Consider the following 16,694-nt stretch of genomic DNA (forward strand, 5'->3'; position numbering starts at 1 on the left):
TGTCGGGGCGGCTGGCTAGGCTCACCGGGGTGAGCACGGTCTACGACTGCAGCGAACCGGGCAATCGCGCGGCGGGACTTGCCGCTGCCGCCGGCGCGGTGCGGAGCGGGCGCCTTGTCGTCCTGCCCACCGACACCGTCTACGGGATCGGCTGCGACGCGTTCGACGCGGAAGCCGTCCGGAGTCTTCTCGACGCCAAGGGGCGCGGGCCCGACATGCCCGTGCCCGTGCTGGTCGGGTCCTGGACCACCATCGACGGGCTGGTTCTCAGCGTGCCGCGGCAGGCTCGGGCGCTCATCGAGGCTTTCTGGCCTGGTGGGCTGAGCATCGTGTTGCCGCACGCGCCCAGCTTGGCCTGGGACTTGGGGCGGACGCGCGGCACGGTGATGCTGCGCATGCCGTTGCATCCCGTGGCCCTGGAGCTGTTGCGTGATGTTGGCCCGATGGCCGTGTCCAGCGCTAACAGGACCGGGCACGCGCCGGCTTCCAGCGCGCAGGACGCTCGGGATCAGCTCGGCGACGCCGTGCCCGTGTACCTCGACGGTGGGCTCAGTGGCGAGAACGTCGCCTCGACCATCGTCGACCTCACCGGGCCTGACGCGCTGATCCTGCGCGAGGGTGCGGTCACGAAAGAAGACGTCAACGAGGTGCTCGGCATCGAGGTCGAGGTCGCGCGGTAGCGAGCGGCTGCCACAATTGATCATGGTCGCCGCGAGTACCGTGGCGAGCACCCCGAACACCCCCGATTGATTGGTAGGCCCGTGGGGCCCGCATCCTCGTTCGTCCTTCCCGTGCGCGAGTACCTGCTCGTCGCGTTGATCGCTGCCGTCGTGACGTTCCTGCTCGTGGGGCTGGTGCGCGCGATGGCGTTCCGGCTCGGGGCAGTGGCCTACCCGCGGCAACGAGACGTGCACGTGCAGCCGATGCCGCGCATGGGTGGTGTCGCCATCTACGGCGGCGTGCTGTGCGGCATGTTCGTGGCGCACCAGTTGCCGGTGCTGCGGGCGGCGTTCGACTTCTCCAACGACCCGTGGGGCGTCATCGTCGCGGGCGGCGTCATCGTGCTCGTGGGCGCGATCGACGACAGGTTCGAGCTCGACTCGCTCACCAAGCTCGCCGGCCAGGTCACCGCGGCGGGCATCCTCGTGTTGTTCGGCCTGCAGTGGATGATCGCGTGGGTGCCGTGGGACGGCGGCGCGACCATTTCGCTCGACCAGAACCAGGGCGCTCTGCTGACGGTGTTGCTGGCCGTCACCATGATCAACGCGATGAACTTCGTCGACGGCCTCGACGGACTGGCGGCGGGCATCGGCCTCATCGCCGCCGCGGCCACCGCCGTGTTCTCGATCGGTCTGCTCGTCGAACGCCAGGGTGCCGTCGAGGCGTACCCGCCGGCCCTGATCGCCGCCGTGCTGGCGGGCGCGTGCCTTGGCTTCCTGCCGCACAACTTCAACCCCGCGCGCATCTTCATGGGCGACTCGGGCTCGATGCTCATCGGCCTCATGCTCGCCGCCGCCACCACCAGTGCGTCCGGCAAGATCAACCAGGCCAGTGGCAGCGCGGCCGACCTGCTCGGTCTGCTCTCGCCGCTGATCGTGGTCGCCGCGGTGCTGTTCGTGCCGCTGCTGGACCTGCTGATGGCGATCATCCGCCGCACCCGACGCGGCGAGAGCCCGTTCTCACCGGACAAGATGCACCTGCACCACCGGTTGCTGGAGATCGGGCACTCGCAGCGTCGCGCTGTCCTGCTCATCTACTTGTGGGCCGGCGTTCTGGCGTTCGGTGCGGTCGCGCTCACGCTGTTCGACCCGATCATCGTGGCCACGTGCTTCGTCATCGGGCTGATCGTGACGTTCGTGGTCTCGGTGATCCCTCGGCTCAGGGACGCCCGCAGCAAGTCCTGACGAGACAGGTCAGATCGGGTTCTCCACGCACGGGCGGCCGAGCAGCTTGAACGTGCCGTCGTCCTGCAGCGACCAACCCTCGGAACAGTGCTTCTGTCCGTTCGTGTAGTCGCGGTCGAGGTTGTAGTAGTAGAGGCTGTTCTGGCCCCACTTGCGGGTTTCCGAGGTCACGCTGTAGTCCGGTCCGAAGATCCGGAAGTAGCCGTAGAAGGCCAGGTAGGGGCCGACCGAGGTGACCTTGGTCCGCACCTGCGTCACATGTCCGCCATTGCCTGCGGCCGTCACCGCGATGCTGCCGTTGATGCCGCTTGCGTCCGCATGCGCTGCGGGCGCGATCATCAGCAGTGCGGCCGCAGCGGCGGTCAGTGCGACAGAGGCCGTTCGAACCTTGCCCATCGGAATCCCCCTCCGATCGTGGTGGTCAACGAGGCCGACGCTAACCATCCGTTGCGCCAATTCACCTACATGAGGTGTAGGCGAATGGACTAGCGTCGATGACGGTTGACTTGCCTGGGGGGATGACAGCCATGGAGAGCTGCACGTTCGGCCTGCTCGGAGAACTGTCGATCGACAACGGCGCGGTGGCGCTCAAAGCGGGCAAGCTGCGCGGCCTGCTCGCCGCACTCCTGCTGCACGCGGGGAAACCGGTGTCGCAGACCGAGCTGATCGAGAGGATCTGGGACGAGCCGCCGGCCCGCGCGTGCTCGACCCTGCAGGTCTACGTGGTGCGCTTGAGACACGCACTCGGATCCCTTGGTACATCGGTCCTGCGTAGCAGTACCGGCTATCGCATCGACGTGGACGCGGACCGAGTGGACCTGCACAGATTCCGCGGCTTGGCCGGCCGCCACGACACGGATGCCCGCACCGAACTCGGCGACCTTCGTGAGGCGTTGTCGCTGTGGCGCGGACCGGCGCTGGCTGACGTGGTGTCGGAGGCGCTGCGGTTCGAGGCCGATCGGCTTGAAGAGGAACGACTCGTCGCTGTCGAGCGCAGGATCGAGCTGGAGATCGAACTGGGCGCGCACCGCGAACTGGTCCCCGAACTGCGCGCATTGGCCAGGCGGCATCCGTTGCGCGAACGGTTCGCGGAGTTCCTGATGCTGGCGTTGCACCGCGGCGGGCGTTCGGCGGACGCGCTGGCGATCTATCGAGATGTTCACCGGATGTTCGCGGACGAGCTGGGAGTTCGGCCGGGGCGGCGGATGGCGGAGCTCCACGATCAGATCCTGTGCGGCCGGGAAATTGGTGTGCCATCTTGTTTGGGACCGCTTAACCGTCGTTAATCGGGGGCTGCCCGCAGGCTCTGCAATGCGAGTTCCTAGACTTCGGTACATGAGCGACGCGGACAAGGCCGTCACGCACGAGCTGACCGTCCAGCGACTCGCCGGGGAAATGTTCCGCGAGGCCGCGTGGGCCGCGCTCGGCACGTTTGTCCTCGGCGTCGTCGTGTCAACTGTGATCTGGGGGACCGCTGGTCTCTTCGGGTCATTGATCGGTGGTGCGATCGCCATCGGTTCGAGCCTTGCCACGTTGTTGTTGATGCGCAAGACGGCGGCGCTTGATCCGATGTTCGTGATGGTCGCCGCACTCGGCGGATTCATGGGCAAGCTGATCGTGTTGCTACTGGCGGTGATCCTGCTGCGCAACCAGCAGTGGCTTGAACCCAAGGCACTCGGAATCACCCTGGTGGCGACGGTGCTCGTGACGTCGTTCCTGGAGGCCAGAGCCTCCAAGCGCAGCCGTAGTCAGATGGTGGTCCCCGCGTCCGAAGGCGCCTAGACCTGCTGATATGGTCCGCGCAGACCAGGGACACCCGATAGCAGGGGTGCCTCTGGTAGTCGCTTGCGAACCGTAAGGTACGTTAAGTCCAGATCGTGACGATTCCCCCGGCGGAGTGAACGCCGGCCGGGAGAACCGGAAGGAACACAGTGACCAAGTTGCTGGCCTCGGGGGGCGAGTTCGTCGCTCCCGGTGTGAAGGACTTCTTCCTCCCGCCGATCTTCGGCTCGGTCACCAAGCCGATGGTCCTGCTGGTGCTGTCGATCGTGATCATCGGTGTCTTCTTCATTGCGGCGACCCGCAACCTCAAGGTCGTTCCGGGCAAGTTCCAGTTCGCCGCCGAGTCGCTTTACGACTTCGGGCGCAACAACATCGCCCGGGAGCAGATCGGTGCGAAGGACTTCAAGCCCTTCGTCCCGCTGGTCCTCACGATCTTCTGCTTCATCCTGGTGAACAACCTGTTCGGGCTCATCCCGATCGTGCAGTTCCCCACGATGTCGCACATCGGCTTCCCGCTCGCCGTTTCGTTGCTCGTCGTTTACCCGGTGTACCACTTCGTCGGGTTCAAGCGGCACGGCTTCGTGGGCTACTTGAAGCACCAGACGATGCCGCCGGGTGCGCCGTGGTTCGTGCTCCCGCTGCTGATTCCGATCGAGTTCATCCAGAAGTTCATCCTGAACCCGATCACGCTGGCGGTCCGAGTTTTCGCGGCCATGTTCGCGGGTCACCTCCTGCTGCTGGTGTTCACCCTGGCTGGTGAGTTCCTGCTGCTGAATGGCGGTCTGACCGTCATCGTGGCGCCGGTGTCCTTCGCCTTCGCCATCGCGCTGACCTTCCTGGAGGCACTGATCATGTGCCTGCAGGCCTACATCTTCGCGCTGCTGTCTGCCAGCTACATCGGCATGGCGCTGGCAGAAGAGCACTGAGAAACACAAAGCCTCCGATCCGCCAACTCTCGCGGACCGAAGTGAAAGGGAACAGCAACAGTGAGCGCTTCCGTCGTTCTTGCCCAGACCGCTGACATCAACCCGGGTCTTGCTGCGATCGGCTACGGCCTCGCCGCGATCGGCCCCGGCATCGGTGTCGGTCTGATCTTCTCCTCGGTCATCAGCGGCACCGCCCGCCAGCCCGAGGCCCGCGGCGTGCTGCTCGGCCTCGCGTGGACCACCTTCGCCATCGTCGAGGTCCTCGCACTGATCGGCTTCGTCGTGTACTTCATCGCGACCGCCGCGACCGGCGCCTGACCTAACCCTTCAACGCGTTAGGAGACGTCGTGTTCCACGCCTTGATCCTGGCCGCGGAGGACCCTGCGAAGGTCAACCCGGTCATTCCGCACACCGCGGAGATCATCCTCGGGCTCGTCGCCTTCCTGCTCCTCCTCTTCGTCGTCAAGAAGTTCGTCTCGCCGCGCTTCGAGGCGCTGTACGAGGAGCGGACGGCCAAGATCGAGGGTGGCATCGAGAAGGCGGAGCAGGCTCAGGCCGAGGCTCAGCGCACTCTTGAGCAGTACAAGGAGCAGCTGGCCGAGGCTCGCGCCGAGGCCGCCCGCATCCGCGACGACGCTCGGGCCGAAGGCCTGCAGATCGTCGAGGAGCTGCGTGAGCAGGCGCAGGCCGAGTCCTCGCGCATCATCGCGCAGGGCCAGCACCAGCTGGACGCTCAGCGCGCCCAGATCGTCGCGGAGCTGCGTGCCGACCTCGGCCGCACCGCTGTCGAGCTGGCGAGCAAGGTCGTGGGCGAGTCCCTCGAGGACGACTCCCGCCGCCGTGGCACCGTCGACCGCTTCCTCAACGAGCTGGACGCCGTCGCGGCGCCCGCGAGCAAGTAGAGGCTGCCGATGACGTTGCATGCCGCAAGTCGTGAAGCTCTGGCAGCCGCGGAACTGCGGCTGCTGGAGCTGGCCGAGGCCACCACGTCGACGGACGACCTCGCCAAGCTCGGCGAGGAGCTCTTCGGCGTGCTCGGCGTGCTGATCGAGCAGCGGTCGCTGCGTGGTGTGCTCGCCGACGCCTCGTCCGACGCCGCGGGTCGTGAGCAGCTGCTCAACGGCCTGTTCGGAGGCAAGGTGAGCGACGCGACGCTGCAGGTGCTGGTCGCGGTCGTGACCGCGCGCTGGTCCAGCCCGCGCGAGCTCGTCGACGGTGTCGAGTCGCTCGCCCGCACCGCGCTGCTGGTGCGTGCCGAGCGCGACGGTCAGCTCGACTCGACCGAGGACGAGCTGTTCCGGCTCGGCCGCATCGTTGCTGGTTCGAACGAGCTCGAGCTGCTGCTGGCGGACCCCGCCGGTGACGCCTCCGGCAAGGTCGCGCTGGTCGACTCCCTGATCGAGGGGAAGGTCAGCCCGGTCACCAAGACGCTGGTGGACCAGCTGGTCCGCAACCCGCGTGGGGTGCGTGTGGCGGACGGGCTCTCCGAGCTCGCCGACCTGGCGGCCAAGCGCCGTCAGCGTTCCGTCGCGCACGTCCGGTCCGCGGTGGCGCTGACCGCGGAGCAGGTCGACCGCTTGACCGCGACGCTGACCACGATCTACTCACGCCCGATCGCGCTGCACGTGGAGGTCGACCCCGCACTGGGCGGCGGCCTCACGATCAAGATCGGCGACGAGATCATCGACGGAAGCATCGCCGGCCGGTTGGCGGCACTGCGCCGCAATCTCGCCAGCTAGCCCCCGAGCCCTTTCCCAAGAACGAAGAAGTGAGAGCAGGAACGACATGGCGGAGCTGACGATCTCGTCGGACGAGATCCGCAGTGCGATCGAGAAGTACGTCTCGAGCTACTCCCCGGAGGTCTCCCGGGAAGAGGTCGGTACCGTCTCCGAGACCTACGACGGCATCGCCATCGTCGAGGGCCTTCCGGGCACGATGACCAACGAGTTGCTCGAGTTCCCCGGCGGCGTCCTCGGCGTCGCACTGAACCTCGAGGTCCGCAACATCGGTGCGGTCATCCTCGGTGACTTCGACAAGATCGAAGAAGGCCAGGAGGTCCGCCGGACGGGCAAGGTCCTGTCCGTGCCGGTCGGCGACGGCTTCCTCGGTCGCGTCGTCAACCCGCTGGGCACGCCGATCGACGGCCTCGGTGACATCGTCGCCGACGACACCCGCGCCCTGGAGCTGCAGGCGGCTTCCGTGCTGCAGCGTCAGCCGGTGTCCGAGCCGATGCAGACCGGCATCAAGGCCATCGACGCGATGACCCCGATCGGCCGCGGTCAGCGTCAGCTGATCATCGGCGACCGCAAGACCGGCAAGACCGCGGTCTGCATCGACACGATCATCAACCAGAAGAAGGCCTGGGAGTCGGGCGACCCGAAGCAGCAGGTCCGCTGCGTCTACGTCGCCATCGGCCAGAAGGGCTCCACCATCGCGGGCGTCAAGGCCGCGCTGGAGGAGGCGGGCGCACTCGAGTACACGACGATCGTCGCCGCCCCCGCTTCTGACTCGGCCGGCTTCAAGTGGCTGGCGCCGTACACCGGCTCCGCCATCGGCCAGCACTGGATGTACGAGGGCAAGCACGTCCTGATCATCTTCGACGACCTGACCAAGCAGGCTGAGGCGTACCGCGCCATCTCGCTGCTGCTGCGCCGTCCGCCGGGCCGTGAGGCCTACCCCGGCGACGTCTTCTACTTGCACTCGCGTCTCCTCGAGCGTTGCGCGAAGCTGTCGGACGAGCTCGGCGGCGGTTCGATGACGGGTCTCCCGATCATCGAGACCAAGGCGAACGACGTGTCGGCGTACATCCCGACCAACGTCATCTCGATCACCGACGGTCAGTGCTTCCTCGAGTCCGACCTGTTCAACGCCGGTGTGCGTCCGGCCGTCAACGTGGGTATCTCCGTTTCCCGCGTCGGTGGTGCCGCGCAGATCAAGGCGATGAAGGACGTCGCGGGTTCGCTGCGTCTCGACCTGTCGCAGTTCCGCGAGCTGGAGGCCTTCTCCGCGTTCGCGTCCGACCTCGACGCCGCGTCGCGCGCCCAGCTGGACCGCGGTGCTCGTCTGGTCGAGCTGCTCAAGCAGGGCCAGTACTCCCCGGTGCCCGTCGAGGAGCAGGTCGTCGAGATCTTCGCCGCGACCAAGGGTCACCTGGACGACGTCCCCGTCGCCGACATCCGTCGCTTCGTGGCCGACTTCAAGGACTCGCTGCGCCGCAACCACGCGGACCTGCTGAGCTCCATCGTGGAGACCAAGAAGTTCCCCGAGGACTCGCAGAAGCGCGTTGTCGCCGCCGTGACCGAGTTCAAGAAGCAGTTCACCGCTTCGGACGGCACGACGATCGTCAACGAGGCGCCCGAGAAGGCGATGGACGCCGACAAGGTCGCCCAGGAGTCGGTGAAGGTCCACAAGCCCGAGCCCACCAAGAAGTGATCTGAGCCATGGGCGCACAGATTCGGGAGCTCCGCCAGCGGATCCGAACGGTCAACTCGACCAAGAAGATCACGAAGGCGTACGAGCTCATCGCCACGTCTCGCCTCGCCAAGGCGCAGACCAGGGTCGCGGCCTCGCGTCCCTACGCGGACGAGATCACTAACGTGCTCTCCGCGTTGGCCGAGGCCTCGGCGAACCTCGACCACCCGTTGCTGACGGAACGCAAGAACCCGAAGCGCGCCGCTGTCCTCGTCGTCACCAGCGACAAGGGCATGTGCGGTGGTTACAACTCCAACGTCCTCAAGGCCGCTGAGCAGCTGATCGAGCTGCTCAAGTCCGAGGGCAAGGAACCGGTGCTGTACGCGACCGGCCGCAAGGCGATCGGGTTCTACAACTTCCGTCGTCGCGTTGTCACCGACTCGTGGAGCGGGTTCTCGCAGACCCCGCACTACGTCGACGCCGTCGCGGCGGGTGACGCGCTGGTGGAGGCGTTCCTGGAGGGCACGGAGGACGGTGCGCAGGGCGTGGACGAGATCCACGTCGTGTACACGGAGTTCAAGTCCATGCTGAGCCAGACGCCGACCGCCAGGCGGATCGCGCCGATGGACGTCGAGTACACCGGTGAGACCCCCAAGGGCCCGCGCGCGGTGTACGACTTCGAGCCCAGCGCGGAAGCGCTGCTCGGAGCGATGCTGCCCAAGTACGTGAAGACGCGGCTGTTCTCCGCCATGCTGGAGGCTGCGGCTTCGGAGTCGGCAGCTCGTCGTACGGCCATGAAGGCGGCGACGGACAACGCGACGGAGCTCGTGCGCAACCTCAGCCGGGCAGCGAACTCGGCCCGTCAGGCCCAGATCACCCAGGAGATCAGCGAGATCGTCGGTGGCGCCTCCGCGCTTACCGGTGGCGCAGGAAGTGATGACTGACATGAGTGCTACTGCCACCACCACCCGCACCGGCCGTGTGGTCCGGGTGATCGGTGCGGTCGTCGACGTGGAGTTCCCGCGCGACGCCGTGCCGGAGCTGTTCAACGCCTGCCACGCCGAGATCACCTACGAGGCCGTCGCCAAGACGCTGACCCTCGAGGTCGCGCAGCACCTCGGCGACAACCTGGTCCGCACCATCTCGATGCAGCCGACCGACGGTCTGGTGCGCGGTACGACCGTGACCGACACCGGCAAGGCCATCTCGGTGCCCGTCGGCGACGTCGTCAAGGGCCACGTCTTCAACGCTCTCGGTGACTGCCTCGACGTCCCCGGCCTCGGCCGGGACGGCGAGCAGTGGGGCATCCACCGCAAGGCGCCCGCCTTCGACCAGCTCGAGGGCAAGACCGAGATCCTCGAGACCGGCATCAAGGTCATCGACCTGCTCACCCCGTACGTCAAGGGCGGCAAGATCGGCCTGTTCGGCGGCGCGGGTGTCGGCAAGACGGTGCTCATCCAGGAGATGATCACCCGTATCGCGCGTGAGTTCTCCGGTACGTCGGTGTTCGCCGGCGTCGGTGAGCGCACCCGTGAGGGCACCGACCTGCTGCTGGAAATGGAAGAGATGGGTGTTCTCGCGGACACCGCTCTCGTCTTCGGTCAGATGGACGAGCCGCCCGGCACGCGTATGCGCGTCGCGCTGTCCGCTCTCACGATGGCGGAGTACTTCCGCGACGTGCAGAACCAGGACGTGCTGCTCTTCATCGACAACATCTTCCGGTTCACCCAGGCCGGTTCCGAGGTGTCGACCCTGCTGGGCCGCATGCCTTCGGCCGTGGGTTACCAGCCGACGCTGGCCGACGAGATGGGTGAGCTCCAGGAGCGCATCACCTCGACGCGTGGCCGGTCGATCACGTCGCTGCAGGCCATCTACGTGCCCGCGGACGACTACACCGACCCCGCCCCGGCGACGACCTTCGCCCACCTGGACGCGACGACGGAGCTTTCCCGTCCGATCTCCCAGAAGGGCATCTACCCGGCCGTCGACCCGCTGTCGTCGTCGTCTCGAATCCTCGAGCCGTCGATCGTCGGCGAGGAGCACTACCGGGTCGCCCAGGAGGTGAAGCGAATCCTGCAGAAGTACAAGGAGCTGCAGGACATCATCGCCATCCTCGGCATGGACGAGCTCTCCGAGGAGGACAAGGTCCTCGTCGGTCGCGCGCGTCGTCTCGAGCGCTTCCTCGGCCAGAACTTCATCGTGGCCGAGAAGTTCACCGGTCAGCCCGGCTCCTTCGTGCCCATCAAGGACACGATCGAGGCGTTCGACCGCGTGTGCAAGGGCGAGTTCGACCACTTCCCGGAGCAGGCGTTCTTCTCCTGCGGCGGGCTGGACGACGTCGAGGCCAACGCCAAGAAGCTTGCCGGTAACTGAGGCTCGCTGACTTCCAAAGGGCCGTCCCTCCATTGTGGAGGGGCGGCCCTTCGTCATGTCCGGAGCACATGACGTTTCCGGTGGATGGAAACCGCCCTCCCGGCTGTGGGCCCTGACGTCGCACGATGCTCGGCATCACCAGGCCTCAGCGAGGAGGAAGAGCGCGTGAACAAATGGGTGTTGCCGCTGTGCTGGACCGCTGTCCTGCTCGACGGCTTTGACCTCGTCGTGCTCGGCACGGTGATTCCCTCGCTGTTGCAGGAGAAGCTGCTCACGACGGCGAGCGCCAGCGCGGTGTCCACGGCCGGGCTGGTCGGGATGATGCTGGGCGCGCTGATCATCGGGACCATCACCGACGTCATCGGGCGGCGCAAGGTGATGATCTACGCGGTGGCCGGGTTCTCCGTGTTCACACTGGCCTGCGCGTTCGCGCCGGACGCGACGACGTTCGGGATCCTCCGCTTCCTCGCCGGGCTGGGGCTCGGCGGATGTCTGCCCACGGCCATCGCACTGGTCAACGAGGCTCGGCCGCAACAGGGCGGACGGGCCACCACGCTGATCATGACCGGCTATCACGTCGGTGCGGTCATCACGGCGCTGCTGGGGATCGTGCTGATCCCGCAGCTCGGCTGGCGGTCCCTGTTCGTCGTGGGGGCGCTGCCCGCGCTGGTGCTGATTCCGTTGATGGTCAAGAACTTGCCGGAGACGGTGACGCGCAGGGCTCCCGCGCTGGAGGCGGTCGGGTCGCTGTTCAAGCCGGGTCTTCGCAAGGCCACGATCGCGTTCTGGGTGGCCTCGTTCATGGGGCTGTTGCTCGTGTACGGGCTCAACACCTGGCTGCCGCAGATCATGCGCAGCGCCGGGTACGAGCTCGGCACCGCGCTCGCGCTGCTGCTCACGCTCAACATCGGTGCTGTGATTGGACTTCTGGTCGCCGGCGCGGTGGCGGACCGGATCGGGATCAGGCCCGCGGCCATCGGGTGGTTCTCGGCGGCTGTGGTGTTCCTGGCGTTGCTGAGCATCAAGTTGCCCGGCTTCGGGGTGTACGTGGCTGTGCTTCTCGCCGGGTTCTTCGTGTTCAGTGCGCAGGTGCTCGTTTATGCCTACGCAGGGCGGGTTTACGAGGAGAATCGCGCGACCGGCATCGGGTGGGCCGCCGGCATTGGACGGTTGGGTGCCATCAGTGGTCCGCTGTTGGGCGGTGCGTTGCTCACGGCTGGTTTGGCGCACCCGTGGGGCTTCTACGCGTTTGCGTTCGTAGCTGCGTTGGGCGCAACGGCCGTTGGTGCGATTGGGCTGAAGGCGAAATCGGTCGTGGCGCAGCCCGGCTGATGGCAAGGTCAGGGGCATGGTCCGACATGCCCCGTACGACGATCCGGGAACCCCCGACCTCGGGTCGCCCTGGCGCTACCTGTGGTGGCTGGTGCTCGCGCAGCGGGGCCGGGTGCTCGCCGGGGCGTGGTGGGGGTCGCTGTGGATGTGCGGGCTGATCCTGCCGCCCTATCTGATCTCGCGGGCCATTGAGGACGGTCTGCGGGGCGGTGATCGCGGCGCCCTGGTGTGGTGGTGCGCGGCGCTGGTCGCCACCGCGGGGGTGTTGTCCCTCGTCGGGATCGCTCGGCATCGCACGATGACGTTGGTGCGCACGGACGCCTCGCTCAGGACGGCTCAGGTCGTCGTCCGGCACGTCACCGCGCTGGGCGGGGTGGTGCGGCGCAAGCTGTCCACAGGGGAGCTGACGTACCTGCAGAACGGCGACACGCAGCGGATCGCGCATGCGCTCACCAGCGCCGGGCCTGGGGTCGGGTCGGTGGTCGCGTACGGGGTCACGGCGGTGTTGCTGGTGCGGATCTCGCCGCTCGTCGCCGTCGTCGTGCTCCTCGGGGTGCCGGTGCTCGCGCTGGTGACCGGGCCGGTGCTGCGGCGGCTGCACGCGGTCGAGGCCGGATATCGGAGCAGCCAGGGAGCGTTGAGCTCGCGGGCGGGGGACATCGTCGGCGGGCTGCGGGTCCTGTCCGGGATCGGCGGGAAGCCGGCGTTCGAGGACCGCTTCCGGGCCATGTCCGGTGAGGTGCTGCGGGACGGCTACCGGGTGTCGGTGTGGCTCAGCTGGGTGCAGGCGCTCACCTGGGGGCTGCCGGCGGTGTTCCTCGCCGTGGTCACGTGGATCGTGGCGCGAATGGCGGTGACCGGCGCGATCTCGATCGAAGAGATGGTCGCGGTGTACCTGTACGTCACGACGCTGATCGTGCCCGTCAGCTTCTTCATCGAGGGCGCGGACAGCATTCCGCGCGCGTTGGTGTCGGCCGGCCGCGTGGTGGACGTGCTGCGGTTGAATCGGGACGAGCAGGACGACGGTGCGGGGACGCTGGACGTGAAGACCGGCGTGCTGACGGTCGTCGTGTCGGCGAACGCGACGCTGGCGAGGGAAGCGGTGGAGCGGCTGCCCGGCGTGGTGGCGGACAACGACGACTACCTGTTCCCTGGGACGGTGCGCGAGTCGGTCTCGGTCGCCGTGCACAGCGACAGCGAACTGGACGAGGCGCTGCACGCGGCGGCGGCCGTGGACGTGGTGGAGGCGTTGCCGGACGGGCTCGACTCGCACCTGGAACCGCAGGGGCGCAACGTGTCCGGCGGTCAGCGGCAACGGCTGCGGCTCGTGCGGGCGTTGCTGAGCGAACCGGATCTGCTCGTGCTGGTGGAGCCGACCTCGGCGCTGGACGCGGTGACCGAGGCCGCGGTGGCGAAGCGGGTGCGGGAAAGACGGTCGGGGCGGACCACCGTGGTCGTGTCGTCGTCGCCGTTGTGGGCGGGGCAGGCGGACCAGGTCGTGCACCTGGAGGAGAGCCGATGAACCGGTTGCCGATCGCGGATCGTCGTGAGGTGCGGCGGGCGGCCGTGCGGTTGCTGCGGAGCGAACGGCGGGCGCTCGTCGTGGTGCTCGTGCTCACCGCGTTGACGGCGCTGACCGGACTCGTCGGGCCGTACCTGCTCGGCAAGATCGTCGGCGGGGTGGACGACGGCAGCCTGAATCTGTCCACTGTGGACAGGCTTGCGCTGGGAGTGCTCGGGGCGGCGCTGCTGCACCTGTTCCTGGTGCGGTACAGCGCTTTGCAGTCCGCGCGGCTCGGCGAACGGCTGCTGGCCTCGTTGCGCGAGGAAGCGGTCAGGCGCACGCTGGCGTTGCCCGCGCGGGTGGTGGACCGGCTGGGCACCGGCGATCTGCTCACCCGCGTGACGGGTGACGTCGGCATCATCGGCCAGGCGTTGCGGGACAGCGTGCCCGAGGTGCTCACGGGTGTCGTGCAGCTCCTGGTCGTGCTCACGGCGATCTTCTGGCTGGAGCCCGTGCTCGGTCTCGCCGCACTCGCCGGCATGCCGTTCGTGGCGTGGGTGCTGCGCTGGTACCTCGCTCGTGCGCGCGACGCGTACCTGGCGGAGAGCGAGGCCGCCGGTGACGTGGCGGAGATCTCCGCGGCGGTCGGCGAAGGCAGCCGGACGATCGAGACCTACGGGCTGCGAGCCCGGCTCGTGGCGGTCGCGGAGGCCGCGATCGCGACGTCGTTCCGGGCCCGGATGCGGACCTTGCGGCTGCGGAACGTGCTGTTCCCGGTCATCGGTTTCGTGACCACGGTGCCGACCCCGCTGGTGCTGCTCGTCGGCGGCCTGTTCTACGCGGCGAACGGCGCGGGCATCGAGGTCGTCGTCACCGGGAGTCTCTACGTGTGGCGGCTCATCGAGCCGGTGGAGCGGATCACGCTGTGGATCGAGTTCCTGCAGCGCGGCGGGGCGTCGTTCGCACGGGTCGAGGGGATCGGTGCCAACGTCGAACCCGCGCCCGCCGTCAGCGAACCGGACGGCGACCGGATCGAGGTGAGCGGAGTCCGTTACTCCTATGTGGATGGACATGAGGTGTTGCACGGTGTCGATCTCGTGGTGCAGCCGGGAGAACGGCTGGCGATCGTCGGCGTCTCCGGTGCGGGCAAGTCGACGCTCGGCAGGTTGATCGCGGGCGTGGATCGGCCCGCGGAGGGGTCGGTGCTCGTCGGCGGAGTGCCCGTCGCGGATCTCGCGGCAGCCGGTGAACAGCGGATCGTGCTGGTGACGCAGGAACATCACGTGTTCATCGGCACGGTCAGGGAGAACCTCGCGATGGCGGCCCCGGACGCGCCGGACGAACGGCTGCTCGAAGCGTTGCGCACCGTCGACGCGCGCTGGTTCGAGGAGTTACCGGAAGGCCTCGACACGGTTCTGGGCGCGGGTGGACTGGAGCTGGATCCGGCGCAGGCACAACAACTCGCGCTCGCACGGGTCGAGGTCGCCGATCCACACACGCTGGTGCTGGACGAGGCGACGTCCTCGCTCGACCCGGCCACGGCCAGGCACGCGGAGCGCGCGATCGCGGCCGTGCGGGAGAGACGCACGGTGATCGCGATCGCGCACCGGCTGCAGACCGCGCGCGACGCCGACCGGATCGCGGTCGTCGACGCGGGTCGTGTCGTGGAGTTGGGGTCCCACGACGATCTGGTCGCCAGGGACGGCACCTACGCGACGCTCTGGCGTTCGTGGCACGGCACCTAGGGGAGAGGAAGGACCTGAGTCGAGTCTCCGTGTCGCACTGTCACCTCCTTGGTGCCTGCGGGCGCCAGCCACACGTGCGGATGCTCCTGCGGGCCGATGCGGCCGTCGAAATCGGCGACGATCGTTCCCTGGGCGTCAGGCAACGTCACCACCACCGGCATGTCCTTCACCGCCTTGCCGCCGAGCACCGGAGCGCTGAACGTGCCGTCCCGCAGGTACACGCCGCCATAGAGGTCGCCATACGCCTCGATCACGATCGCCAAGCGGCCGTCAGGCAGCCACGCGCAGGCGCTCCATTCGCCGGTCACGTCCCAGGTGACCAGGTAGTCGAGCAGCGCCAGCTTCTGCAGGTCGCTCTGCGGTGACGGCGACTTCGTGCCCGGCCAGGTGACACCGTCGGGCGGGGCGGAGGCACATTCCTGACCCGACCAGCCGAGGCCGGGATGCGGCACGAACGCGCGCTCCGGCCGCAGGTCGAACACGCTGCGCAGTGGTTCCCTCGTGAAGTCGCCGGGAGCAGGCGGGGTACCGCCGCGGACGAACACCGGCCGGTCCTGCTGCGTCGCCGTGACCACCGCGACGCCGCCGGGCCCCATCTCCGCGCGCTGCCAGGAGCGGGTCAGCCGGTTGTCCTGGCCCCGTGCCGGACTCACCGACCAGAACACCTCGCTGCCGAGACTCAGCGCGACATAGGTCGACCTGTCCTGCCCGAACTGGAACAGCCCTGCCTCCCGGCCGTAGCCGACCTCACGTTCCAGCACGGCGCCCCCGGAGACCAGACCGACGACCGTGCGCGTCTCCGGGGCGTCGTTCATCCGCACGGCCTGCGCGACCAGTGCCGCCGGTCCGCTCGGAGTGTTCGCGGCCCAGAAGACGTTCGGTGGTGTCGTGAAGTCCGTCACGTTGTCGTACGGCCGCCAGCCCTGCTTCTGTCCGTCGTTCCACACGGTCAACGTCTGCGCGATGAACTCGGAACTGCTCGACAGGTCCCCTGCCGTCGCCGCCGTCAGACGAGCATCCGCGGTGACGGGCTGGTCCGAGGACGAGCGGGTCACCACCACCCCCGTCGTGACGCCCGCGAGCAGCGCCACCACCGCGGTCACCGTCACCAGCTTGCGCGTGTGCCTGCGTCGTCCCCCGGCCATCACGTCCCCCACGAATCCCGGCCGCACGTCCAGATCCGACGTCGCCTCCTCCATCGCCTGCTTCAGCTCCACGTCAGCACCTGCTCACCCATCAGTTCCCGCATGCGGGCGAGGCCGCGCGAGGTCTGGCTCTTGACCGTGCCGATGCCACAACCGAGTGCGCGTGCGGTCTCGGCCTCACTGAGGTCGTCGAAGAACCTCAGGACCAGAACGGCGCGCATCTTCTTCGGCAGTTGCGCCAGCGCACGCACCACGCTGTCCGCGTCCACGACCTGCTGTTCGTGTCCGCGAGCCGCAGGTACCGCCCCCAGTTCCAGCGGTGCCTCCGGCTTGCGCGAACGCCGTCGCCAGCGGTTCGCGGCCGCGTTGGCCAGCGCGGCGCGTGCGTAGGCCTCCGGAGAGGTGCTGATCCGGCGCCACTTGCCGTACATGCTCATGAGAACGTCCTGCAGAATGTCCTCAGCGGCGCCGATGTCGCCGCCGCACAGCAGGTAGGCGGTGCGCAAAAGTGCCTGCGAGCGCAACGCCACGAAGTCTTCGAAGTCCTGCATGTCCCCCCTCCGGCGGTCGTC

At 67.9% G+C, this 16,694-nt stretch carries 17 protein-coding genes; 14 read left to right on the forward strand and 3 right to left on the reverse strand.

All coding sequences use genetic code 11. From position 1 onward, the window contains the following. Window positions 1-29: 29 nt before the first annotated feature. Together OG205_RS39170 and OG205_RS39175 are read left to right on the forward strand one after the other, a co-directional pair. Window positions 30-680: an L-threonylcarbamoyladenylate synthase gene (locus OG205_RS39170; RefSeq protein WP_330272860.1), complete on the forward strand. Its 651-nt coding sequence runs from the start codon at window positions 30-32 to the stop codon at window positions 678-680. Window positions 681-761: 81 nt separating this feature from the next. Next, complete coding sequence (locus OG205_RS39175) at window positions 762-1,904, forward strand: glycosyltransferase family 4 protein (RefSeq protein ID WP_330272861.1); 1,143 nt, start codon at window positions 762-764, stop codon at window positions 1,902-1,904. 9 nt (window positions 1,905-1,913) lie between these two features. Here the strand turns inward: OG205_RS39175 and OG205_RS39180 are convergent, their stop codons facing one another. Next, complete coding sequence (locus tag OG205_RS39180) at window positions 1,914-2,300, reverse strand: hypothetical protein (protein ID WP_330272862.1); 387 nt, start codon at window positions 2,298-2,300, stop codon at window positions 1,914-1,916. 122 nt (window positions 2,301-2,422) lie between these two features. Between OG205_RS39180 and OG205_RS39185 the strand changes: the two genes are divergently transcribed. From OG205_RS39185 to OG205_RS39240, 12 genes are all read left to right on the forward strand, one after another. Continuing rightward, a complete protein-coding gene (locus OG205_RS39185) occupies window positions 2,423-3,190 on the forward strand; it encodes an AfsR/SARP family transcriptional regulator (protein WP_330272863.1) in 768 nt (255 codons plus the stop codon). Between the two features lie 49 nt (window positions 3,191-3,239). Further along, window positions 3,240-3,686, forward strand: a complete 447-nt coding sequence (locus OG205_RS39190; protein ID WP_093592702.1) for a hypothetical protein — start codon at window positions 3,240-3,242, stop codon at window positions 3,684-3,686. A 149-nt stretch (window positions 3,687-3,835) separates the two neighbouring features. Then, window positions 3,836-4,612, forward strand: coding sequence for a F0F1 ATP synthase subunit A (gene atpB / locus OG205_RS39195; RefSeq protein WP_093592705.1), 777 nt, complete (start codon window positions 3,836-3,838; stop codon window positions 4,610-4,612). A 60-nt stretch (window positions 4,613-4,672) separates the two neighbouring features. After that, window positions 4,673-4,930, forward strand: a complete 258-nt coding sequence (locus tag OG205_RS39200) for an ATP F0F1 synthase subunit C (protein WP_330272864.1) — start codon at window positions 4,673-4,675, stop codon at window positions 4,928-4,930. A gap of 41 nt (window positions 4,931-4,971) precedes the next feature. Then, a complete protein-coding gene (locus OG205_RS39205; protein ID WP_330278324.1) occupies window positions 4,972-5,514 on the forward strand; it encodes a F0F1 ATP synthase subunit B in 543 nt (180 codons plus the stop codon). Between the two features lie 3 nt (window positions 5,515-5,517). Next, complete coding sequence (locus OG205_RS39210) at window positions 5,518-6,351, forward strand: F0F1 ATP synthase subunit delta (protein WP_330278325.1); 834 nt, start codon at window positions 5,518-5,520, stop codon at window positions 6,349-6,351. A 46-nt stretch (window positions 6,352-6,397) separates the two neighbouring features. Beyond that, complete coding sequence (atpA, locus tag OG205_RS39215; protein WP_330272865.1) at window positions 6,398-8,044, forward strand: F0F1 ATP synthase subunit alpha; 1,647 nt, start codon at window positions 6,398-6,400, stop codon at window positions 8,042-8,044. A gap of 8 nt (window positions 8,045-8,052) precedes the next feature. Next, entirely contained in the window at window positions 8,053-8,967 is a 915-nt protein-coding gene (locus OG205_RS39220) for a F0F1 ATP synthase subunit gamma (protein WP_330272866.1), read from the forward strand. After that, on the forward strand, window positions 8,960-10,396 hold the full coding sequence (gene atpD / locus OG205_RS39225) for a F0F1 ATP synthase subunit beta (protein ID WP_330272867.1): 1,437 nt from the start codon (window positions 8,960-8,962) through the stop codon (window positions 10,394-10,396). Before OG205_RS39220 ends, atpD begins: the two co-directional genes overlap by 8 nt. 165 nt (window positions 10,397-10,561) lie before the next feature. Next, complete coding sequence (locus OG205_RS39230; RefSeq protein WP_330272868.1) at window positions 10,562-11,728, forward strand: MFS transporter; 1,167 nt, start codon at window positions 10,562-10,564, stop codon at window positions 11,726-11,728. A gap of 16 nt (window positions 11,729-11,744) precedes the next feature. Continuing rightward, window positions 11,745-13,250 (forward strand): ABC transporter ATP-binding protein, encoded by a 1,506-nt coding sequence (locus OG205_RS39235; protein ID WP_330272869.1) that lies wholly within the window; start codon window positions 11,745-11,747, stop codon window positions 13,248-13,250. Further along, on the forward strand, window positions 13,247-14,977 hold the full coding sequence (locus tag OG205_RS39240) for an ABC transporter ATP-binding protein (RefSeq protein ID WP_330272870.1): 1,731 nt from the start codon (window positions 13,247-13,249) through the stop codon (window positions 14,975-14,977). Before OG205_RS39235 ends, OG205_RS39240 begins: the two co-directional genes overlap by 4 nt. Here OG205_RS39240 and OG205_RS39245 read toward each other — a convergent pair. Both OG205_RS39245 and OG205_RS39250 read right to left on the reverse strand, forming a co-directional pair. Beyond that, the gene (locus tag OG205_RS39245; protein WP_330272871.1) at window positions 14,974-16,194 is read right to left on the reverse strand and encodes a hypothetical protein; all 1,221 of its coding nucleotides are present in this window, start codon (window positions 16,192-16,194) and stop codon (window positions 14,974-14,976) included. The two genes, OG205_RS39240 and OG205_RS39245, sit on opposite strands and share 4 nt — an antisense overlap. Then, on the reverse strand, window positions 16,185-16,673 hold the full coding sequence (locus OG205_RS39250; RefSeq protein WP_330272872.1) for a SigE family RNA polymerase sigma factor: 489 nt from the start codon (window positions 16,671-16,673) through the stop codon (window positions 16,185-16,187). Before OG205_RS39250 ends, OG205_RS39245 begins: the two co-directional genes overlap by 10 nt. Window positions 16,674-16,694 lie beyond the last annotated feature (21 nt).

Origin of the sequence: Lentzea sp. NBC_00516, from assembly GCF_036346835.1 — a bacterium.
Classification (GTDB): domain Bacteria; phylum Actinomycetota; class Actinomycetes; order Mycobacteriales; family Pseudonocardiaceae; genus Lentzea; species Lentzea sokolovensis.

Bases quoted from the DNA above. Each gene is read 5' to 3' on its own strand.
- OG205_RS39180 (WP_330272862.1), bottom strand. From the start codon at position 2,300: ATGGGCAAGGTTCGAACGGCCTCTGTCGCACTGACCGCCGCTGCGGCC.
- OG205_RS39185 (WP_330272863.1), top strand. From the start codon at position 2,423: ATGACAGCCATGGAGAGCTGCACGTTCGGCCTGCTCGGAGAACTGTCG.
- OG205_RS39190 (WP_093592702.1), top strand. From the start codon at position 3,240: ATGAGCGACGCGGACAAGGCCGTCACGCACGAGCTGACCGTCCAGCGA.
- atpA (WP_330272865.1), top strand. From the start codon at position 6,398: ATGGCGGAGCTGACGATCTCGTCGGACGAGATCCGCAGTGCGATCGAG.
- OG205_RS39220 (WP_330272866.1), top strand. From the start codon at position 8,053: ATGGGCGCACAGATTCGGGAGCTCCGCCAGCGGATCCGAACGGTCAAC.
- atpD (WP_330272867.1), top strand. From the start codon at position 8,960: ATGACTGACATGAGTGCTACTGCCACCACCACCCGCACCGGCCGTGTG.
- OG205_RS39235 (WP_330272869.1), top strand. From the start codon at position 11,745: ATGGTCCGACATGCCCCGTACGACGATCCGGGAACCCCCGACCTCGGG.
- OG205_RS39240 (WP_330272870.1), top strand. From the start codon at position 13,247: ATGAACCGGTTGCCGATCGCGGATCGTCGTGAGGTGCGGCGGGCGGCC.
- OG205_RS39250 (WP_330272872.1), bottom strand. From the start codon at position 16,673: ATGCAGGACTTCGAAGACTTCGTGGCGTTGCGCTCGCAGGCACTTTTG.